The 20,151-nt window shown below is 66.8% G+C and carries 20 protein-coding genes and 5 pseudogenes; 5 read left to right on the forward strand and 20 right to left on the reverse strand.

Annotated elements, in window-relative coordinates:
• Nucleotides 1-10: 10 nt before the first annotated feature.
• From H1Q64_RS24765 to H1Q64_RS24780, 4 genes are read right to left on the reverse strand one after another with little or no spacing between them, the layout of a single operon-like run.
• Nucleotides 11-973 carry a TMAO reductase system protein TorT gene (locus tag H1Q64_RS24765; protein WP_237906534.1) on the reverse strand — a complete coding sequence of 321 codons (963 nt, stop codon included), beginning with the start codon at nucleotides 971-973 and terminating at the stop codon, nucleotides 11-13.
• Nucleotides 970-1,977, reverse strand: coding sequence for an ABC transporter permease (locus H1Q64_RS24770; protein ID WP_237906535.1), 1,008 nt, complete (start codon nucleotides 1,975-1,977; stop codon nucleotides 970-972). The genes H1Q64_RS24765 and H1Q64_RS24770 overlap by 4 nt, the downstream gene beginning before the upstream one ends.
• Complete coding sequence (locus H1Q64_RS24775) at nucleotides 1,974-2,978, reverse strand: ABC transporter permease (protein ID WP_237906536.1); 1,005 nt, start codon at nucleotides 2,976-2,978, stop codon at nucleotides 1,974-1,976. The genes H1Q64_RS24770 and H1Q64_RS24775 overlap by 4 nt, the downstream gene beginning before the upstream one ends.
• Entirely contained in the window at nucleotides 2,975-4,501 is a 1,527-nt protein-coding gene (locus H1Q64_RS24780) for a sugar ABC transporter ATP-binding protein (RefSeq protein WP_237906537.1), read from the reverse strand. The genes H1Q64_RS24775 and H1Q64_RS24780 overlap by 4 nt, the downstream gene beginning before the upstream one ends.
• Nucleotides 4,502-4,655: 154 nt before the next feature.
• On the opposite strand from H1Q64_RS24780, the gene H1Q64_RS24785 reads away from it, so the two are divergent.
• Complete coding sequence (locus H1Q64_RS24785) at nucleotides 4,656-5,669, forward strand: LysR substrate-binding domain-containing protein (RefSeq protein ID WP_237906538.1); 1,014 nt, start codon at nucleotides 4,656-4,658, stop codon at nucleotides 5,667-5,669.
• 285 nt (nucleotides 5,670-5,954) lie between these two features.
• Here the strand turns inward: H1Q64_RS24785 and H1Q64_RS24790 are convergent.
• The 5 genes and pseudogenes from H1Q64_RS24790 to H1Q64_RS24810 form a co-directional block, all read right to left on the reverse strand.
• A pseudogene (locus H1Q64_RS24790) lies at nucleotides 5,955-7,044 on the reverse strand (IS1595 family transposase).
• Between the two features lie 99 nt (nucleotides 7,045-7,143).
• Nucleotides 7,144-7,386 (reverse strand): annotated as a pseudogene (locus H1Q64_RS24795) (hypothetical protein); the annotation flags it as partial.
• Nucleotides 7,387-7,473: 87 nt separating this feature from the next.
• Nucleotides 7,474-7,701: pseudogene (locus tag H1Q64_RS24800) on the reverse strand (DDE-type integrase/transposase/recombinase); the annotation flags it as partial.
• A gap of 3 nt (nucleotides 7,702-7,704) precedes the next feature.
• A complete protein-coding gene (locus tag H1Q64_RS24805) occupies nucleotides 7,705-8,061 on the reverse strand; it encodes a response regulator (RefSeq protein WP_237906539.1) in 357 nt (118 codons plus the stop codon).
• 11 nt (nucleotides 8,062-8,072) lie between these two features.
• Complete coding sequence (locus H1Q64_RS24810) at nucleotides 8,073-9,467, reverse strand: RAD55 family ATPase (protein WP_237906540.1); 1,395 nt, start codon at nucleotides 9,465-9,467, stop codon at nucleotides 8,073-8,075.
• A gap of 420 nt (nucleotides 9,468-9,887) precedes the next feature.
• Between H1Q64_RS24810 and H1Q64_RS24820 the strand changes: the two genes are divergently transcribed.
• A complete protein-coding gene (locus H1Q64_RS24820) occupies nucleotides 9,888-10,256 on the forward strand; it encodes a response regulator (RefSeq protein WP_237906541.1) in 369 nt (122 codons plus the stop codon).
• Here H1Q64_RS24820 and H1Q64_RS24825 read toward each other — a convergent pair.
• From H1Q64_RS24825 to H1Q64_RS24850, 6 genes are all read right to left on the reverse strand, one after another.
• Entirely contained in the window at nucleotides 10,240-11,391 is a 1,152-nt protein-coding gene (locus tag H1Q64_RS24825) for a sensor histidine kinase (protein WP_237906542.1), read from the reverse strand. The genes H1Q64_RS24820 and H1Q64_RS24825 overlap by 17 nt on opposite strands.
• A gap of 184 nt (nucleotides 11,392-11,575) precedes the next feature.
• A complete protein-coding gene (locus H1Q64_RS24830; protein WP_237906543.1) occupies nucleotides 11,576-11,773 on the reverse strand; it encodes a hypothetical protein in 198 nt (65 codons plus the stop codon).
• The gene (locus tag H1Q64_RS24835; protein ID WP_237906544.1) at nucleotides 11,770-12,102 is read right to left on the reverse strand and encodes a hypothetical protein; all 333 of its coding nucleotides are present in this window, start codon (nucleotides 12,100-12,102) and stop codon (nucleotides 11,770-11,772) included. The genes H1Q64_RS24830 and H1Q64_RS24835 overlap by 4 nt, the downstream gene beginning before the upstream one ends.
• Before the next feature lie 3 nt (nucleotides 12,103-12,105).
• The gene (locus H1Q64_RS24840) at nucleotides 12,106-12,639 is read right to left on the reverse strand and encodes a pentapeptide repeat-containing protein (protein ID WP_237906545.1); all 534 of its coding nucleotides are present in this window, start codon (nucleotides 12,637-12,639) and stop codon (nucleotides 12,106-12,108) included.
• 307 nt (nucleotides 12,640-12,946) lie between these two features.
• Nucleotides 12,947-13,366 carry a cyclic nucleotide-binding/CBS domain-containing protein gene (locus tag H1Q64_RS24845; RefSeq protein WP_237906546.1) on the reverse strand — a complete coding sequence of 140 codons (420 nt, stop codon included), beginning with the start codon at nucleotides 13,364-13,366 and terminating at the stop codon, nucleotides 12,947-12,949.
• Nucleotides 13,329-13,625 carry a hypothetical protein gene (locus H1Q64_RS24850; protein ID WP_237906547.1) on the reverse strand — a complete coding sequence of 99 codons (297 nt, stop codon included), beginning with the start codon at nucleotides 13,623-13,625 and terminating at the stop codon, nucleotides 13,329-13,331. The genes H1Q64_RS24845 and H1Q64_RS24850 overlap by 38 nt, the downstream gene beginning before the upstream one ends.
• A gap of 906 nt (nucleotides 13,626-14,531) precedes the next feature.
• Between H1Q64_RS24850 and H1Q64_RS24855 the strand changes: the two genes are divergently transcribed.
• Nucleotides 14,532-14,774, forward strand: coding sequence for a hypothetical protein (locus H1Q64_RS24855; RefSeq protein ID WP_237906548.1), 243 nt, complete (start codon nucleotides 14,532-14,534; stop codon nucleotides 14,772-14,774).
• A gap of 44 nt (nucleotides 14,775-14,818) precedes the next feature.
• Here the strand turns inward: H1Q64_RS24855 and H1Q64_RS24860 are convergent, their stop codons facing one another.
• From H1Q64_RS24860 to H1Q64_RS24870, 3 genes are all read right to left on the reverse strand, one after another.
• A complete protein-coding gene (locus H1Q64_RS24860; RefSeq protein ID WP_237906549.1) occupies nucleotides 14,819-15,145 on the reverse strand; it encodes a hypothetical protein in 327 nt (108 codons plus the stop codon).
• An 89-nt stretch (nucleotides 15,146-15,234) separates the two neighbouring features.
• The gene (locus tag H1Q64_RS24865; RefSeq protein WP_200529222.1) at nucleotides 15,235-15,372 is read right to left on the reverse strand and encodes a hypothetical protein; all 138 of its coding nucleotides are present in this window, start codon (nucleotides 15,370-15,372) and stop codon (nucleotides 15,235-15,237) included.
• A gap of 322 nt (nucleotides 15,373-15,694) precedes the next feature.
• Nucleotides 15,695-15,976, reverse strand: coding sequence for a hypothetical protein (locus H1Q64_RS24870; RefSeq protein ID WP_237906550.1), 282 nt, complete (start codon nucleotides 15,974-15,976; stop codon nucleotides 15,695-15,697).
• 59 nt (nucleotides 15,977-16,035) lie between these two features.
• On the opposite strand from H1Q64_RS24870, the gene H1Q64_RS24875 reads away from it, so the two are divergent.
• Entirely contained in the window at nucleotides 16,036-17,382 is a 1,347-nt protein-coding gene (locus H1Q64_RS24875) for a transposase (RefSeq protein WP_237906551.1), read from the forward strand.
• Nucleotides 17,383-17,483: 101 nt separating this feature from the next.
• Nucleotides 17,484-18,179 (forward strand): annotated as a pseudogene (locus tag H1Q64_RS24880) (cation:proton antiporter); the annotation flags it as partial.
• Here H1Q64_RS24880 and H1Q64_RS24885 read toward each other — a convergent pair.
• Both H1Q64_RS24885 and H1Q64_RS24890 read right to left on the reverse strand, forming a co-directional pair.
• Nucleotides 18,126-19,051 (reverse strand): annotated as a pseudogene (locus H1Q64_RS24885) (IS630 family transposase); the annotation flags it as partial. The pseudogenes H1Q64_RS24880 and H1Q64_RS24885 sit on opposite strands and share 54 nt — an antisense overlap.
• Nucleotides 19,052-19,746: 695 nt before the next feature.
• Nucleotides 19,747-20,121 (reverse strand): nuclear transport factor 2 family protein, encoded by a 375-nt coding sequence (locus tag H1Q64_RS24890; RefSeq protein WP_237906552.1) that lies wholly within the window; start codon nucleotides 20,119-20,121, stop codon nucleotides 19,747-19,749.
• Nucleotides 20,122-20,151: the final 30 nt, after the last annotated feature.

Here is a 20,151-nt window from a genome sequence, read left to right on the forward strand (position 1 = left end):
TTCGATGTATTCAGGGCCGGTAGTCGGCCGGGGCGACGACGGAGCTTAGATCGACCTCGCCCAGCGTGTCCGAGGTGACGAGCAGCGCCGGCAGCACGACCTTGGCCTCGACCGGCTTCTTCGCGGCGGCGGCCAGCGCGTGGGTGAAGGCGGCGCGGCCCTGCGCCACCACCTGCTGGATGGAGGTGCAGGCCAGCTCGCGGTCCTTCAGCAGCTGCTGCGCCGTCGGGCTGAAATTGGAGGCGGAGACCCGCACCGCCGGCATGCGGCCGGCGGCCTTCATCGCGGCGACCACGCCGGCCGCCATGTCGTCGGTGGCGGCGTAGACGCCCTTCAGGTCGGGGAAGCGTTGGGTCCAGTCCTCCGCCGTGGTGAGGGCGGCGTTGCGGTTGTCGGCCAGCCGGGATTCGGCGACGACCGTCACCCCCGGCGCCTCCTTCGCCAGCGTCTCGCGGAAGCCCTTGGCCCGCAGGTCGGACCAAGCCTGCCCGGTCGGTCCCGCCATCATCGCCACCTCGCCCTTGCCGCCGATGGCCTGGGCCAAGCAGCGGGCCTGGAGACGGCCCATGTCGTAATGGTCGGCGCTGACCGTCGCGCTGAGCCGGTCGCTGTTGGGCGGCGAGGAGATCCCGATGACCGGGATGCCGCGGCCGACCGCCTGCTCCACCACCGCCCGCACCGCATCGCCGTTGGTCGCCCCGACGATGATGGCGGCGACGCCGCGCTGGGCCAGATCCTGGATCTGGGCGATCTGCTGGCTGCTGTTGGCGTCGCCGCCGGCGTTCAGCTTGACCAGCGTGACTCCGGCGGCCCTGGCCTCCTGCTCCGCCCCGTAGACAGCGGAGATCCAGAAGGACGAGGCGAGGTTGGGGATGGCGAAGCCGATGGCCTTGTCCTGCGCCAGGGCCGGCGCGGTGGAGAGCAGCAGGAGGGCGGCGAGGTTTCCGGCGAAGCGGATCCGGGAGCGGTTCATGTCCGTTTCCTTGATTGGGAGTGGAAGGACGGCAGAGAGCGCAGAAGCGTTTCGAGAAGGCCGGAGGCGATGATGACCACCCCGACGGCGATCTGGGAGACGAAGGGCGAGACGCCCTGAAGGTTGAGGCCGGTCAGCAGCACCTGGATGAAGGCGGCCCCGGTCACGACGGCGGCCACGCTGGCGATGCCGCCGCTGAGTGCGGTTCCGCCGATGACCGCGGCGGCGATGGCCTGAAGCTCCATCCCCGCCCCCTCGGTCGGCAGGCCGGAGCCGGCGCGGACCGTCATCAGCACCCCGGCGAGGCCGGCGAACAGACCGCACAGGCCATAGGCCCAGAGCTGGACGCGCCGGGTGTCGACGCCGACCAGCGCCACCGCCTCGGGGTTCGATCCGGCCATCAGGATGCGGCGGCCAGCGAGGCTGCGGCCGACCAGCAGGGCGGCCCCGACCGCCAGGACCAGCGCCGCCCAGCTGGCGGCGGGCAGGACCGGCATCGGCTCGAATCCGAGACGGGTCACCGCGCCGGCCGCGTCGAGCGGCACCACCTGCCCGTCGCCGGTGATCAGCAGCGAGAGGCCGCGCACCGCGATCAGGCTGCCCAGGGTGGCGATCACCGGCTGGAGGCCGAGCGTGCCGACCAGCGCGCCGTTGACCAGCCCGCAGAGCAGCCCGGCCAGCGCCCCGGCAGCCAGCCCGGGCAAGCCCCAGGCGTTGCAGGCCATCGCCGCACAGACGCTGGACAGGGCGGCGACGGCGCCGACCGAGATGTCGAAGCCCCGGGTCGCCAGCACGAACATCTGGCCGATGGCGAGCAGGGCGAGGACCCAGACCTGCGCCCCGATGTTGGCGGCGTTGCCCAGGCTGAGGAAGCGCGGCGCGGTGGCCGCGAACACCGCCACCGCCAGGATCAGGCAGAGCGGCGCGACCCGGAAGGGGACGGGAAGGACGGAGCCGGCGGCGCGCAGGCCATCGGCGGAGAGGCGCAGGAGACGGGCGCTCATGACCGGTCCTCCTCTGGCTGGCGGGCGGGCCGGACCGGCAGCAGCAGGAGCAGCCGGGGCGCCTGCTGGAGGATCACGGCGCCGAGGATCACGGCGGCGATCATCAGCTGCTGATAGGCGACGGGCAGGTTCAGCAGCACCACCGCGTTGTTCAGCATGGCGATGACCAGCACGCCGCACAGCGTCTGCACCGCCCGCCCCTGCCCGCCCGCCAGCGGGATGCCGCCGACGGCGCAGGCCGCGATGGTCTCGAAGGGCAGGTTGGGAGCGAGGCCGGGCTGGCCGGAGGCGACCCGGCTGGTCAGGATCACGGCGGTAAGCGCGCAGAAGGCGCCGGCCAGCAGATATCCCGCCAGCACCACCCGCCACACCGTGATGCCGGACAGCCGCGCCGCCGTGCCGTTGGCGCCGACGAGGTACCAGAGCCGACCGGCGCGGGTGTGGGCAAGCAGCACGTGCAGCAATGCGAAGCTTGCCGCCGCCGCCAGGATCGGCACCGGGATACCGGCGACCCGGCCGCGCGCCGGCCAGGAGAAGGCGTCGCTCGGCGGCGCGTCGATCGGCAGGCCGCCGGCCAGAACCGCCGCCCCGCCGCCGGCCACCATCAGCATGCCGAGCGTGACGAGGAAGGGCGGCAGGGAAAAGCGCGCGACCAGCGTGCCGTTGACGAATCCCACCAGCAGCACCGCCGTGGCACCGGCCGCGAAGCCGCCCGCCACCCCGGCGGACGGCAGGGCCAGCACCGTCACCACGCTGGCCAGCGCCGCCGACGCCCCGAAGGAGAACTCGATCCCGCCGAGGATCAGCACGATGGTCTGGCCGCAGGCGGCAATGCCGAGAATGGAACCGACCCGCAGCAGATTCTCCAGATTGCCGGCGCTGGCGAAGCGCGGCACCGCCAGGGCGAAGACGCAGAACAGCAGCAGGACGACCCAGACGGCGGCGGGCGGGTTGAGGCGGCCGGAGAAGGGGCGCGGCGGGGCGCCGGTCAGGGGTATCATGCCGCCCTCCGTCCGGCCAGCCGGTCCATCAGGGCGGCGCGGCCGGTGCCGCGCGGCAGCTCGCCGTCGAGGCTGCCATGCCGCACGACCAGGATGCGGTGCGACAGTGCCATGACCTCGTCGAGGTCGCTGGAGGCGACTATGACGGCGATGCCCCGGCCGGCAGCCTCGACCAGCGCGTCGTGGATGATTTCCCGCGCGGCGATGTCGACGCCGCGCGTCGGTTCCAGCACCACCAGGACCCGCAGGTCCGGCACCGCCAGATTGCGCGACAGCAGCAGCTTCTGCTGGTTGCCGCCGCTGAAACCGGCGGCCGGACGCTCCGGCTGGAAGGGGTGCAGGTTCAGCCGGCGCAGCCAAGGCATCAGCGCCGCCGCCTCGCCGCCCGGCCGCAGCAGCCCGCCGCGCGAGAACAGCGCAACGGTTGAGGAGGACGCGTTCTGGAGCGCCGCCAGCGGGCCGAACAGCCCCTCGGCGTGGCGGTCGGCCGGAACATAGCCGACCCCGGCGGCGACGGCCCGCACGCGGTCGCCCGTCGGCAGCGTCTCCCCCCGCACCGCGAGCGTGCCCGCGGCGACCGGCCGCGCCCCCGCCAATGCCGCCGCCAGATCCAGGGCACCCGAACCGACCAGCCCGGCCAGCCCGACGATCTCACCCGCACGCACGGTAATGTCGGCCGGAGCGTCCGCCGGCCCCAGCCGCAGCCCGGTCGCAGTCAGCACCGGGGCCCCCGGCTGCGGCAGCGTGCGGTCGCCGGACTCCACCATGTCGCCCAACATGGCGCGGATCAGCTCGGCGCGGGTCAGCGAGGCCAGCGGCTCGGCGTCGATCACCGCGACGCCGTCGCGCAGGACAGTAACGTCGTCGGCCAGCGCCTCGATCTCGTCGAACTTGTGGCTGATGAAGAGGACGGCGGTGCCCTCCGCGCACAGGCGGCGGACCACGCCGAACAGCCGGTCGGTCTCGTCATGCGTCAGGGCGGCGGTCGGCTCGTCCAGCACCAGCAGCGTGCAGCGCTGCCCCAGCCCGCGGGCGATCTCCACCAGCTGGCGCTCGCCGACCGACAGCCGCTCGACCGGAAGGTCGAGGTCGCAGCCGAGGCCGACCGCGTCCAGCCAGGCCCGTGCCGTGGCGCGCGGCACCAGGGCCGGCCGGGCGCGCAGACCCGCCGCCCCCGCGATGGCGAAGGCCGACAGGTTCTCCAGCACCGACAGATGGGGGAACAGGCTGAGATGCTGGTAGATCGGGATCACCCCGGCGGCAATCGCCTGCCGCACCCCGGCGAAACGGGTCGGAACACCGTTCAGCGCGATCCGCCCGCGGTCGGGCTGGATCGCCCCGACGACGATCTTCACCAGCGTGCTCTTGCCGGCGCCGTTCTCGCCAAGAAGTGCATGGACCTTTCCCGGCCGCAGCCGCAACGAAGCGTTGCGGAGCGCACAGGTCGCCCCGTAATTCTTGGCAATGCCGCTGACTTCGAGCGTCCAAATCTTACCGGGATCACCCCTTGTCTGTCGTGTCATGGCTGTTCGTGTCACAGTAACCCTCGCGCTTGCCCTGTTTCTTCTGAACTCTGACGGTTCAGTGACGGGAAGCGTGCCGGAGGACACCGGACCTCACAAACGACTTGTTCGGCCCCTATGCATGATCTAAGCTCATCCATGGGAGGCCATGCCGATGCCGAAACGACCGCTGCCGCCGCTCAACACCCTGCGCGGGTTCGACGCCGCCGCGCGGCACCTCTCCTTCACGATGGCGGCCGACGAACTGCACTTGACCCAGGGGGCGATCAGCCGACAGGTGCGCGACCTGGAACTGGCGCTGGACTGCCAGCTGTTCCGCCGGATGACCCGGCGCATCGAACTGACGCCGGAGGGCGAGGATTTCGCCCGCACCGTCCGCGATTGCCTGGGTGAGCTGGAGCGCTCGGCGCAGCGGATTGGCCGGTCGCGGACGATGCGCACGCTGACCATCTCGATCCTGCCGACCATCGCGTCGCTGTGGCTGATGCCGCGCCTGCATCTGTTCACCCAGGCCAACCCCGGCGTCGAGGTGCGGATCATCTCGTCGATCGAGCCGTCGAACCTGCTGGCGCACGAGGCCGACATCGCGATCCGCGTCGGCCGCATCCCGGGCCGCCGCTACGAGCGCGGGCAGCCGCGCATCGACCTAGACATGGTGACGAGCTGGGACGGCGTGCAGGCCGACGAGCTGTTTCCCGACATCCTCCGCCCGGCCTGCGCGCCAGCACTTGCGGGTGAGGCGGTGCTGGAGGACGGGCGGCCGGTGGTGCGCCTGCCGCTGATCCACACCTCCAGCCGCCGGCACGCCTGGCCGGACTGGCTGAAGGCGACCGGCGGACAAGCCGTCGCCGGAACCGGAGGCGGGCTGGAGTTCGGCCATTTCTTCATGTCGCTGGACGCCGCCCGCCAGGGCCGCGGAATTGCCATCGTGCCCGACATCCTGCTGGCGCAGTACGATCGCCGCGCCGAACTGGCGATGCCGCTGCCATCCGAGGTGCGCAGCGCCGGCGAATATTACCTGCTAATCCACGAAAGCCGGCTGGACGACCCCCGGACGCAGGCTTTCCGCGGCTGGATCCTCTCGGAATCCCGCAAGGCGCGCGATGGGTTGACGTCCTCGGTCGACCGGTGCGCCAGCAGCTCTCTTTCGCAGCTTTCCGATCTTTAGGGTTCCGTCGGGTGTCGCGCCAAGTCTGAGTACCTGTTCGCGACTTTGGCGCAGAACTCGGCCTGCTGACGGATTTTGCCCTGAGGCGATGGAGATCAGGCGATCTTGAGGGCATCGCGATAGGTGTTCGCCAAACAACGCTAAGTGGTGCATCCACCAAGTTGTTTAGGCATTCGGGAGCGCGGCGACGCCCAGTCGGCTCGGCGCGCGATGGCGCCTGCGCCTGCGCCTGCGCCTGCGCCTGAGGACATCGCGACATTTGTTCGGCAGACAACGCCGCCATTATCAATCAAAGACAGCTATGGCCGAGCGGATGCTGATCCCACCGTCCTTGGTCCGCCGAAGTTGGCGCCCGACAGCGTAACGAAAGACGGCAGGAAGCTGGAGGGCTGGGGGAACACGGGACCAGAGAGTTTGGATCACCGTCCGCCCTTTTCGTGTCCGGCGTTGGGCCTGACCTGCCACTGTGCGCTGGGACCAGCGGAAACCGATCTCGCCAAAGTACAGGTCGGCGTGGTCGGAGCTGATGTGATGGAAGACGCCGGCGATCGTGCGCCGGACACGATCGTTGAAGCCTTCGGCCGAGTTGGCATGCACGCTGCCGCGCACATACTCGCGCTGGGAATGGCGGACCGTATCGTGCGCACCGAATGCGCTCCCGATGGCGACGAACGCCTTATTCGTCGCTCATCAAGTGCGCGTCGGGATCGACAGCGGTTTCCAGCACCCGCTCGGCCTCGTCGAGCGACAGGTCGGCGACCACCGCGGCACGGGCTTCGCCCGCCGGTGTCCCCGGTTTCCGGCTGCTTGGCCGCTGGACGACCGCGAGGGCTGGTGTCTTCGTCGTACGGGGATGGCCCTTGCGTCCTCGCCCCAGTTTTGGAGGGTTGGGGTCACGACGCGGCTTGGCGCCGAAATGGAACTCGTCGATCTCCACCGTCCCACCCAGCGGATGGTCACGCAACACCAGAAGCCGCAGGACGTGGCCCATTCGCCATGCCGTTGGCTGGCTGACGCCGAGTGCTTCGGCCAGACGGATGGACGAGATGCCCTTGTCCGATTGCAGAATGAACCACAGCCCCATGAGCCAAGTCCGCAACGGCAGCTTCGTTCCATGCAACGGGGTTCGCGTCGTCACGGTGAACTGGAAGCGGCAGTCCGCATTGCAGCACTGATAAAGCCCCGGCCGGGACCGTCGTCCCGTGTCTCGCCCCGCCAGGGTGATCGAGCGCCGCGAGCCGCAGGCCGGACAGAGCCGTCCGTTCGGCCACACCATCGCCTCAACCAACTGGCGGGACCGCGCCTCGTCGCGGAACGCTTCGGTCATCTCCGCCACGGTTCGAATGGCCGTCAGCTCCTCCAGCACCGATCCCATCGTCCCCTCCGCGCTTGATGGCTGAGAGTCGCACGTAACCGCTCTGGTGCCTACTGGGATGGCGACAGCATCTGGGCCGTGGCCAAGCGGCAGACCACCCAAGATGGGCACGCCGAGAAGAAAGAGGCGGTCGCGCAGAACATCAACGACCGACCAGCCTTGGGATTCGTTAAATCCAATAAATTGGCCGGCGGCAATCCCGCGTATGCCATCCAGGCAACCGGCTTTCAGCAGCCGGGTGAGATGCCGATCGATATGGCCGAGGCCTTTCTCGACATCCTCGATCAGCAGGATAGCGCCCGCCAGGCGGGGCAAAACCCAGCCTGCGGCTGCCGCGATCATGTCGAGGTTACCGCCCAGGAGAACGCCGTTGGCCCGCCCGTGACTGGTAAGGGCTGCCGTAATCTCGTTTGGTTTCGAGCATACGGTGATCGTCTCGGCCAAGGCGTTGTCATAGGAATCGCCGACGCTGCCGACGGACGGCTCGACGCCGGCTTCGGTGAGGCGCTCGGTGTACCGAATGGCGACATATTGCGATCCGCGATCGGAATGATGGACGGGGCCGCTGCCCTTGGCCGGCCGGCGGTCGTGCAGCGCCTGCTTCAGGGCGTCCAGAACGAAGCCGGCATGAGCGGTGCGCGACACCCGCCAGACCACACCTTAACTTTCGCGATTCAGCGCTTGCTGTACGGTGCTAGCCAAGGCCGTCGGACGAAATGGCTTCTGGAGAAACGCCGTGGCGAACCCGGCCACCTCGTCCGGCAGCGGCAGAGCGCTCATCAGAATCACCGGAACCGAGGTCATCCCCGGGCGGCTTCGGGCCGCTGTCACCCACTCGGCTCCCCCCAGGCGCGGCATCATCATGTCGCTGACGATCACGTCCACGTCGGGCACGAGAAGCGCCAGAGCCTCCTGTCCGTCACCGGCCTCAATCACTTGGTGGCCGTCCTCGATGAGTACTTCAGCCAGAAGCATCCGGATGATCCCTTCATCTTCGGCCAGGAGGATTTTGGCCACGCCCGCTCCCTTCAGCCGGCCAGGGCGATGCCGCCCGGCCCTATGGTGTAGGTGACGAGCCGGGGGTCGAAGTCGCGATCCGGCACCTTCACAATGGAAAACACCTTGTGCACGGCCTCATTCCGCTCGACCAGCCGCATCGTCAGCACATTGTCAACCAGCGGTGACAGCTCCGCCACGCCCTGCGCCGCCGGAGCCGGGAATTGCCCGTGGCCGGTCATCGCTGAGGTGTAGAGCGCAGTGATCCCCAGCGATCTGAGTTCGTTGCCCAGCGCCGTCAGGAAGCGCCCCATACGTTCGCTTTCCACAAGGTTTTGCTGAAAGCCCGCAATGCCGTCCACCACGAGGCGCCGAGCGCCGACCCGGCGGAGTTCGGCCAGCAGCCAGCCGGCCACCTCGTCCACCAGGATTTCCGCGGGAGAGCGCCAATGCAGGTGCAGTCTGCTGGTCGCCTCCAGCCCGGCCATGTCCACGCCGATGCCACTCGCCTTGTGGCGCAGGCGCTCCGGGCTCTCGTAGAACCCCAGAAACAGACAGGGTTCGTTAACCGTCGCGGAGCCGGCGAACTGCAGGGCGGCGATCGTCTTACCGGTGCCCGATGGCCCCACCAGCAACGTGGCGGAGCCAGCGGACAGCCCGCCACGCAACATCAGGTCGAGCTTGGCGATGCCGGAGGACACCAGAGTGTTGCCGGTCGGCATGGCCACCTGCTGACCGACGACGGCCTCCAGCCGGGGGTAAACCTCGATGCCATTCTCGGAGATGCGGTAGCGGTGCCGGCCACGCACGATGCCGCCGCCGCGAAACTTGTGCACCTCCAACTCCCGCATGACCCGTCCTTCAGCCCGGACGTCAGTCATCTCGATCCAGCCGTCAACCATAGTGTATTCCGGGCTTCCAGGTTCTCGACGCGAGTTGGTCAGCAACAGCATCGTGCAACCGGAGAGGTGGGCATAGGCCTGCAGTTCATGGATGAGGCGGCGGAAGGCATGACTGGAGGACGCGGTTTCCTCGGCGGCGAACAGGCCGTCAAGAATGACAAGTTCGGCCTCCTGCCTCTCCACCTCGGAGCGCACCAGCTTGGCCAGCCCGGGCAAGCCGTTCTTCTCAAGTTCGGCGTAGCCGCTGACGTAACTCAGCCGTCCCGGCAGGACGGCTGGATCGAAGAAGGCCATCTGGCTGAGATGGGCCATCATGCGGTCGTGTCCTTCGGACAGCAGCGTGACGTACACGACTCGCCCATCGTCACGGACATGACTGCTGGCGATCTGGTTGGCGAGGACGGTCTTGCCGGCGCCGGGAAAGCCTTGGAGGATGTAGGCGCCTCCACGCAGCAAACCGCCATTCAGGATCAGGTCGAGGGTAGCAATGCCGGTGGAAAGACGCGCAAGTTCAGGCATGGGCATCCAGACATATCCATTGCGGCAGGAGGGTTACTCGGCGTGCTGGCCATAGCCCATATTGGTGGTGCGAGCATCCAGTTCCAGTCATTCCACAGACCGGCTAGCATCCGGAACCCAGCCGGCGCTTGACACCCGCTTCATGAATTGCACACAAAGCCGGCCAAGGCAGAGCTGCGCATGGACGATCATGCTCAACAGCACCAAGTTTCCCGCAAGCTTCAACTGGAACCATTGCGGCACGGATGGCCGACGTCGCGGGTTCGCAAGGAAGAAGCGCAGCAGTTCCCGCGAGGAGTCCGATCCGCGCGGGTCGGTGTAGGAACCGGCTGGACTGCCTCCCGCCCAGGCGTGTCCGGCGCCTCGGCTCTCGTGGTCATGGCCATGGAGGATACGCTGGTCTGTGCGGGCTTCCGTGTCACGGTCATGCACAATGGCCGGGAAGCGCTGGAGGCCGATGCCAGGGACCGGGCCGACCTGTTGCTGACTGATCTCAGGATGCCCATTATGGACGGGAAGGTTCTGATTCAACGGTTGCGTGGCGGGCGGTCGGGCCTTCCGGTCGTGGTCGTGACTGGGACACCGCCGGAAGGCGGGGTGGCCAGCATTCAGAGCGGCGATCCCGGTCGCACGCGGCTCCTCGTGAAACCGACTTTGATGGAAGACCTTGTCACCGCCGTCCAATGGGTGATCAAGCAGCCATGGCGCCACCGGGCGTGCCGCTCACACTTCATCACCAGCGGCTCCGTCGTCCGGGACGCCTCATTGACCGCGGTGCTCAGCCCGGAAACGTGACCGTCACGGCAACACCGGCATCGCACCTGATGTCCATCTCGCCGTCAATCTGTTCGACGAGGGAGCGAACGATCCCAAAGCCAAGGGAACCTTCGCGGTCGCCAGACATGCCCACCCCGTTGTCGCGCACACGCAGCACCACCCGATCTCTGTGCGGCCGCCGCGCCGTAACCTCGATGCGTCCCGCCAGGAACGACGGAAACGCGTGCTTCACGGCGTTGGTGACCAGTTCGTTCACCACCAGCCCCAGCGTAATGGCGTGGTTGGCCGGAACGTGAATGTCCCCGTCCGCCTGCGCCTCGATCCGGATGCCGGCGTTCGTGCCGGTTGCCGTCATCAGCAACGCGCAGAGATCCCGCAGATAGGGAGCAAGTCTGATCCGGCTGGGGTCCTGGGATTTGCTGAGCAGGTCGTGCGCGTGCGCCATCGCCCCCAACCGTTCCTGTGTTTCCAGAAAGAGTGCCCTGACCGCTGGGTCCGCTTGCTGATAGGCCTGGGTGATCAGCAGCGACGAGGCGATGGCCAGGCTGTTTTTGGCCCGATGGTCCACCTCACGGAGCAGCACTTCTTTCTCCGCCAGGAGGCGGGACAGACGCGCGTTGGCCGCCGTCAACGCCTGTGTCCGCTCGGCCACGCGCCGTTCCAGGTCCAGGGTGAGTTGCCGCAGGTCGTCTTCGGCGGCGCAGCGCCGTGTGATGTCCAGGAAGGACAGAAAATGGTGGACGATCCGCCCGGTCTCGTCGGTCCACCGGCCGACGAACAGCGCTGCCCACAGAGCGCCGCCATCCTTGCGGTACTGCAGGATCTCCAGCGTTTCGTCGCGCTGTTCGGCGAGGGCCGCCTTGAACCTTTGGATCGTCGCAGGATCGGTGCCCGGCCCGTCCAGGAAATGCGGCTCCTGCCCAAGGACGTCGTCCATGGCGTAGCCGGACATGTCCAGAAAGGCGCTGTTCGCGAAGACCACCGGATAGCCCGGCAGCGTCGCGTCGGCAACCATCATCGGCACCCGCGTGGCAGCGACCGCCTTGACGAAAATCCCCCCCTGCCGCTGCACTGCGTCCACGTGGCGCTCCGCATCGGAGCGCTCTGGTGTGGCGGGCAGGTTCGGGCGGAAGCTGTTCATGATCGGCAGCATGGCACGGACCGCGTCGGACGGCGAAGCCCAAATCCAACCGGTCGCGCGGGTTTATGCGACGCGTCCGGCCACCGTCCGCCCACCAGGAGACCACCCGTGCCGCGCTCGGCGCCTCCACAACAATGCGGACGCTGATGGTTGACAGCCGCCGGGCCGGAGGAAACTAACATGGGTTCGCTCCGCTCTACGGGACGTCCGGGAATGCAAGCCGCTCATGCACTCGGGACGCGATGCGCTCGTCGGTCACCGGCGGGCCATACCCGGCGAGTGCGGCGCGCATCATGTCATTCACGCCGTCGCCGGGCCGTCGCGTCCAAAGCGCAACGTCGAAGGTGGAGCCGAACACCGTCTGGTAACGCCCAAGAAGTTCGTGGTCGATCATGGAGTCCCTCCTGGTTCGGGCCGCCTCGGCGCAAGCACTGCCGGGCGCGGCCGCTTGGGGCGCGGTTTTGGCGCCATGATGCGCAACGGCTCCACCCAGCGTGGGGGATAGCCGTCAGCTCCGAAGGACCAGACGGTCCACGCTATGCCGTCCACAGCGCGCAGCGACACGCGGGCGTCGTGACCGTCCTTGCCAGCTTGATGCGCCGCCTGCACGGCGGCGGTCAGAGCGCCGTTCCGCCCGCTCGGGAAAGGGCCGTACCGGTACTTCTCCAGAAAAATGAACCAGCCGGTTCCGCGTTGCGCGACGAGATAGTGCGCGTGCGCCATGCCTCACCCCTCCCGCCGGTCCGGCAGGCGCGTGTCCGGATCACCCAAGGCGTTGGCGAGTTGATCCCCGATGAGGCCGGTTACGGTCCGCAGGTCGGCACCGTGCAGCCGCGCTCCCCACAAACTGGCCTCCGTGCAATCCGCTTCCGACAGGTTCGCACCGGACAGATCGGCAGGATCGAGGTTGGCATTCCGGAGATCGGCCGGACAGAGGCGGGCCTTGCCGAGACGGGCGTTCCACAACGACGCCCGCTCCAGGCAAGCGCCGTCAAAGTTCGCGCCCGAGGCGTCGGAGTGGTCAAGGTCGGCACCCCTCAGATCACAGCCGTTGAACCGCGCCCGACGCAGGTCGGCGCGCCACAGCGACCGGCCGGACAAATCGGCGTGGCGCAAATCGGCTTGACGGCCCTCCTGCCCCACGCTCTCCAGCCACAGGCGGTGAGCGGCCAACACGGCATCGAGGACTTCGTCAGACGGCCGCCTTCTCTCCGCTGGAGAGGCTTGATGACCGTCAGGGCTGCGGAAACTCTCCGACATGGTGTTGTCCTCGCTGCGTGTATGGTCGGGATCAGGAGGCATGTACCCGACGGGTCTCGGTGAACTGGGTCAGTTGAGCGCCGCACCGCAGGGCGGCTTGGCCGGAAGGCGATAAGGTTGGATGGCTTCCTGGGGAATACGGCGATGCCTCATGCCTGCGTCGTTCGGCGGCCGCCCAACGCAGGCGCTCACGCAGAATGTCGGCACCCTCGGACGCAGTTCCCGCGAAAGCCATGAAGCGCGAATCCATGATTATCCTCCTTCGATGCGGGGGCGCTTTGCATCGCGCCGGTCCGCTCGGGAGCCGTCACCCGAGCCGTTCCCAGCATCGGCGCTCGGCTTCCAGTTCGGTCTTTTCCGCCCCGGCGAAATCGACGCGTGAGATCAGCCCGACGACACGCCCGTCATGGATGACCGGCAGGTGCCGATACCCACCGTCCTCCATCATCTGCAGCCCCGTGAGCGCGAGATCGCTGGCGGGGATCGTGTCGGGATGCCGGGTCATCACCTCGGCCACGGTGACATGCTCCGCATCCCGTCGCTCGGCGACGACGCGGCGAACCACATCCTGTTCCGTAAGGATGCCCTCCAACCGGTCGGCGGTCATGGCGAGCACCACACACTGCCGCCGTTCCTTCATCGCCACCGCCGCGGCGTGGATCGTGGCCGAAGGGGGCAGGATCACCGCCTCAGTGGCGGACATCGCTTCGAAGATTCGACGTGGCATGGCGGAACTCCTCCGTGGCGGTTGGCGGACAGGTGTCGCAACCGTAGGTCCATTGAATTTCATACGGACGGTTTTGCGCCGGTCGTGTCAGCACGACGCTGGCAAAGCCAAGACGGCCGGCCGCTTGCGCTTCCCGCGTCGCGCGGAGGACTGCATCGTCGAAACTGCCGCACAAGGGATAGACGAACCCATCGGCCCGCACGGTCCAGCCGGCCTGGGTTTCGATGACGAAGAACGCCAGTCTCGTTCGTTCAAGCATGCCGATGCTCCGCTTCGGGCAGCAAGTCCGCGCGCCCGAACAATCACGAGCGGCTTCTGTCCTTGTGTCCCGATAATGATCCACGGCTCTGACGGGCCGTTGCTGGACAGTTTCCAAAGATGACTGAGACTGGACGCGATCCCGTGACCTTATACAAACAGGCATGCTCCCAGGGGAGCTGTCGGCAATAATCTCTTGGCGCGCGCCTGAAAGAGTAAAAATGAATATGGGGCGTTCCATCCAAATTTCCAGGAAAATGCGAAATATTCCGCCTGAAGACAATTGAATTATCTTTATTGAATTGGAGATAGCACTGGCCTTGCCATGGCGTGACGACATGGAGCGGACAGAAATCCATACCACTCGAACAAAACAAGAGCATCGCGGAGTCGGTCCGAATGAATGCACCGCATTCGATCCCGTAGGGCCATTGGAACATTGTCACTGCGGCTGGACCACTTGAGCCAGTTGTGCGGAGAGAATAAAATCTTATAAAAATCTAAATTCCCTCTTCCAGAACAGCCGATGCATTGATTTCGGCTTTCATCCATCGCCCTTCTGCGGCTCTTGGGGCCATATGCCGGAATCGCCGCGGCGCAAAGCCTTTCCCAGCACAACTTCTTCTATAGCCCACACCTTTTCACAGTCCTACCGCGACCCCTGATCAGTCTCGACGGACGATGCAATGGCAACGAGGACATCGCCGCACCATACCCAATTCGGTTTACCTAACTTCGGAACACGACCATGAACCTTCCAATGTCTACGCCTCCCAGCTTCACAACCTTTAGAAGCTCTGTAATGGAATATTTCGTGCCACCGCTTGTGATCCCGGTTGCCGTTGTGCTCGCGGTCATACTCTTTGCATTGATTCATGGACCAGTGGCGTAAACCGGAGGTTTTGCCATGTTCAAGAACGTAGAAAGGGAAGCCTTCGAACGGTGCGTTGCCCACGTCACGCTTCGCCCGGACGATTTCAGAATGACAGACTTCGTCGAGGCTCATGTCGTCAGGGGCGCCACGGTCCAATTCCACAACATCACCGTGACCTATGTGCCGACCCGAACCTGCCGGGCCTATCGGTCGTCACTCCCCGCCGCCTGGTGCGGACCGTTCAGAAAGGATCTGGACGATGGGGTGTTCTACTGATCCGACGATCGGCTGACGGTGGCTTCGAAGCTGGAACTTCCGTGTCACTGCTGGCGTTCAAGCGTACCCTGGCGGCGGCCTTCGCTGTCCCGGACGATCAGTTCGCCCTCGGCGAAGCCACGTTCGACGCTGCCGATGTGGCGCCCGGCGTTGTCGCGCAACACGTGGCTTCCCTCGACATCCGCTTCAATACGCCCGACGGGCCGACCGCCACGGTCGCGAACGACACCAGTGGCATCGACGTGATTGCCGGGGTCGAAGAGGTGCGTGGGATTGCGCTCATCGGCTGCGGCGGAGGCGGCACCAATGGCAAACGCAAAAAGAAGAGCAGTGACGGCGGGCTTCATGGTGTCCTCAAGGGCAGCGTTCAAGCCACGGCCCTCCCTGATGTGGCGCTCCATCCCCCATCTTGCGAGGGTTCACGCCTGATCCCATACATTTTGCCCGCGGCCCGGCGCCCTCAGTTCCGATCGGCGTGAAGATCGATCACGTACCGCGCCAGACAGTCCGCCAGATACTCCGCCTCAGCGAAGGACAAACCACGCCGAACCGCCTCACCAGCCAGCTCACCGTTCACCACCGTGGTGTCGATGACCATCCAGCCATCGAAATCAAAGCGAAGCCCATATTCTATCATCATCCAATGGACATGGAGACTCGCGACGGCACATGCGACGGCGCAGACGAACACCTGCCGTCAGTACGGCCATGCATCGCACCGACCGGTCGCCGAGCAACCACCATATCTGACGGAGCCGGGTCCCATCGCGGGATTCTCCCGTCCGGAACCGGACAAGGATCGTCATGCCGCACGAGACGACGTTTATCGCCACCATTGTCGTGGGCCTGGTTCTCGCCTTCCTCGGCGGCCTTCTCGCCAGCAAGCTCAGCTGGATTTTGGCCAATTTCCCGAGTTCGGATCAGCCGTGGATCCAGAAGTTCGGCTCGTTGGCGACGTAGTCGAGGGCGCGGTCGAGGGCCATGGTGGCAATCCCCAGCGGGCCTGAGGCTCCCCAGCGCTCGCCGTTCCACCAGAGCACCTGGACCGTGTCGCCGTTGCCGGTCGGCCGCAACCGCGCGATGGGGGCGCCGGTGCGCTCGCTGAGGAGTGTGTAGCCGCGGGCGGCCTTGCGCACGATCACGCCGCCGCCACGTGCTTGGTTGAATCCCTCGATGCGCTTCAGCATGGCATCGGCGTTCATCGTGACCCTCCCGTTCCGACCGGGTTGCCCGATGGTAGCAACCAGCGGGAGCCGCGGTCATGTCAGCCGTTCCATACAGCCTCGAATGTTGGATGGCGCCCTTCGCGGCGCTGTTCACCCGGCCGACATGGCGGCATGCCCTGGTGCTGGTCGCGGGAGCGCTCCTCACCCCGGGGCGGCGCACCGTGACCGCCGCGTTGAGCGTCATGGGGCGACGCGAGGACGGTGGCTTCGCCAAATTCCATCGCGTGCTCAATCGGAACCGCTGGTCGAGCCGTGCCGTCGCGCAACGCCTGCTCACGCTCCTGGTTACCAGCTTCGTGCCGCAGGGGCCTGTCGTCATTGGCATCGACGAGACGATCGAGCGCCGCTGGGGACCGAAGATCAAGGCGCGCGGCATCTACCGCGACCCGGTGCGCTCCAGCCATGGGCATTTCGTCAAGGCCAGCGGTCTGCGCTGGATGGTGGTCATGCTGCTGGTCCCCATTCCGTGGGCCGGACGGGTCTGGGCGCTGCCGTTTCTGAGCGCCCTGGCGCCCTCGGAGCGGTTCGCCCGGGAGACCGGACGGCGCCATAAGAAGCTGACCGACTGGGCCCGCCAACTCCTGCTCCAGGTCCGGCGCTGGGTGCCCGACCGGCCCATGATCGCGGTCGCCGACAGCAGCTACGCGGCCATCGAACTGCTGCGCGACCTGCGGGCCCATCTTACCGTCATCACGCGCTTGCGTCTGGATGCCCGCCTGTTCGAACCGGCCCCACCGCGGCCGCCAGGCACGATGGGACGGCCCCGGGTGTCGGGAGCCCGTTTGCCCTCCCTGACGCAGCGCTTGAACGACCCCACCACCGCCTGGCAGCGCGTTCGGGTCACCGGCTGGTATGGTGGTGAGGAGCGCCAGTTGGACATCGCTTCCGGCACGGCCCAGTGGTATCACCCCGGCAAACAGGTTGCGATCCGCTGGGTTCTGGTGCGCGATCCGCATGGCGCCTTCGAGCCGCAAGGCTTGCTGTGCGCCGACCTGCAGGCCGATCCGCTCATGGTGCTGTGCTGGTTCATCCGCCGGTGGGCCGTGGAGGTGACCTTCGCCGAGGTCCGCCGTCACCTCGGCGTCGAGACCCAACGGCAATGGTCGGACCCGGCGATCGCCCGCACCACCCCGGCGCTGCTCGAGCTGTTCTCTCTGGTCACGCTGTGGGCCAACGAAATCTCGGCGGAGATGGTCATCCGACCACGCGCCGCGGGATGGTATGCCAAGGCCGAACCGACCTTCAGTGACGCCCTGGCCGCGGTCCGCTTCCGGCTCTGGAGCGAGACGACTTTCTCGCTGTCAACGCTGGGCGGGGAGAGCGCGAAACTCCTCGGCGCCGGGCTCAACCGCCTCATTCAGGCCGTTTGCTTTCCGGCGTGATTGAGCAAAGTCGAGCTCAGGCTGCCTTCCCTCGTCGGCTATCTGCTGGCCGGTGTCGCGGCCGGTCCCTTCACGCCCGGCTTCGTTGCCGACGAGGGGCTGGCATCATCGCCGTCGGCTGGCTCATCGTCGAGGATCTCGCCATGGTGCTGGCTCTGGTGCTGTTGCCGGCCCTGGCGGGCATGCTCGGCGGGACGCCGCACGGCGCGGCGGGCGAAACCGGCGGCATCGCCTTGGCCGTGTCCCTGGCGCTGACGCTGGGCAAGGTCGGGGTGTTCCTGGCCCTCGTGCTGGTGGTCGGCACGCGCGCGATCCCGTGGCTTCTGATGCAGGTCGCCCGGACCGGCTCGCGCGAGCTGTTCACGCTCTCGGTGCTGGCGACCGCGCTCGGCATCGCCTACGGCTCGGCCGAGCTGTTCGGCGTCTCCTTCGCTCTCGGGGCCTTCTTCGCCGGCGTCGTCCTGAGCGAGAGCGACTTCAGCCATCAAGCCGCGGCCGACGCGCTGCCGCTTCAGGATGCCTTCGCGGTGCTGTTCTTCGTCTCGGTCGGCATGCTGTTCGACCCGATGATCCTGGTCCACGAGCCGTTCGCCGTGCTCGCCGTCGTCCTGGTCATCGTCCTCGGCAAGACGCTGGCGGCCTTCGGCATCGTGATGGTGGTCGGCTACCCGGCCTCGACCGCCCTCACCGTGTCGGCCAGTCTGGAGCAAGTCGGCGAGTTCTCCTTCATCCTGGCCAGCCTCGGGGTGACGCTCGGGCTGCTGCCGCCGGAGGGACGCGACTTGATCCTCGCGGGTGATGTTGCCGGGGACCGGCAGTTTGGCCGAGGTGTGCCAGCCGGCCTGATCGAGCAGGACGACGGCATGGGCCCCGGGCGCCACGGCGCGGGCGATCTCCTCCAGGTGCAGCGCCATCGCCTCGCTCGTGCAGCGCGGCAGCACCAGGGCCGCGCCTTTGCCCTGGGCCGGGCAGATCGCGCCGAACAGATAGGCCGAGCGCGTGCGCTGATCGTGCTGGGCCGCCGGTCGGGTGCCCCGGCGTGCCCAGCGGCGGGTGATTTTGTTCTTCTGGCCGATGCGGGCTTCGTCCTGCCACCAGACCTCTATGGGCTTGCCGGCGGCCTCGTGCGCGGCGATCTGCGCCAGCAGGGCGGGGAAGTTTTTTTGAACGCCTCGGCGGCGCCGGGATCCTCGGCGTGGTGGCGGGGGCGGGCCGACAGCTTGCGCAAACCCAGAGCGCGCAGTTCCCGGCTCAGCGTCTGCTTGGAGACGGTTACACGGAACTCGTTCCAGAGCCAGTGCAGCAGGTCGGCAATCCGCCAACGTACGACCCCATGCACCGCCGGGATCGGTCCATCCTCGACGACCTGGCACAGGGCCGCCCGGTGATGGTCGGCCAAGCGCGGCTGCGGGCCCGGCGCCTTGCCGGTCAGCAAGCCCGCCGGTCCCGCGTCATTGAAACGCAGCACCCAGTCGCGCACCGTCTGCAAGCCGACCCCGCCGATCTGCGCCGCGGCCAAGCGCGGTTCTCCGTCGTAGATCGTCGCCAGGGCGAGCAGCCGACGGACTTGGCCGGGATCGTGAGAGGCACGGGCAAGCCGACGCAGAGCGGCGGCGTCGTAATCGCTGCGTATCGGAACCGGAGCGGCCATCGTGGACCTCGTCGCCATGGTCTCTCCGGTGAATCACGCGGCACGCTCCTCCGAGAATCACCGCATGAGGCGTACTCCACAGAACTTGGTATTACGGCCATCTTGAGAGCACCGGAATCGGCCCGGTCGAGGATGTCGTTTCGCCCTTCGCCTTTCTCGACGTCGGGTACGGCCACAATTACAACTACGACGCTCTTCCTGGCATCGGCGAGCAGGCCGACACGACGCTGGTGGGGGTGGGGGGTTGGCCTCGACTACACGCTCCTGCAGTCCCTGCAGCTTGGGGTAAATGTCGGAGTCGCTCTCACCGATGGGCCGGAAACCAGCCGTGGGACGCTCACCGCCCAGGCCCGGATGCTGGTTTCTTTCTGAAAACCCGTTTCAGATGTTGAAAAGGGCGGCATGCGCTTCCGAGTTCGGCGTGGAATTGGGTGATGTGGTCGTCGCGCCGCACCGGGGGATGCACCAAGTCCTGGGATTGATTGGGGTACCGGAAATGCGAGCATGTCGCGCAGAGCGGCGACCCGCTGGACACGGATCGCCCGTCGGCGCGCAGGCGGTTCAACACCGAGCCAGTCCGAACGTTCTTCGGTCGCGGTCGAGCGGCAGTGCGGACAGCGCATTCGTCACCTCCTCAAGAGAGGTGATCCTCTACGGCCGCCCCGCCGTCACGACCAAGCTGGCGCGAGGGTTGACGGAACCGACACGATCCCCTACGGCAATTTGGAAAAGCTGAACAGCTTCGAGACGATCTTCCAGTTCCCCTCAAGCTTCACCAGCGACAAATAATCGGTGAAGAGCTTCGCCCCGATGGACAGCTGAACCACCGCGAGGGCGATGTCCGGGCTCGATTTGTGAATGGACAGTATCCTGTCATGCCGTGTCTCCCCGCGGCTTGCCGGACTCTCGCGGTTGGCGACGGATTCGTAAACCTTGGGCATGGAATCCTGATCCAGCTTCCCGTCGATGACGCAGGTCAAGCGGCAGGACTCGTGGAAAGCCATTTTCAATTTTTCGACATCCGCTTCGTACCAGCCGTCGAAGTAAGGCTGGAGCGCGCGGGCGATCTCGTAAAAATCGGAATCCATGGTGTATGTCCCTCGGGCTCTGCGATGGTG

The sequence above is a fragment of the Azospirillum brasilense genome, from assembly GCF_022023855.1.
GTDB lineage: Bacteria > Pseudomonadota > Alphaproteobacteria > Azospirillales > Azospirillaceae > Azospirillum > Azospirillum brasilense_F.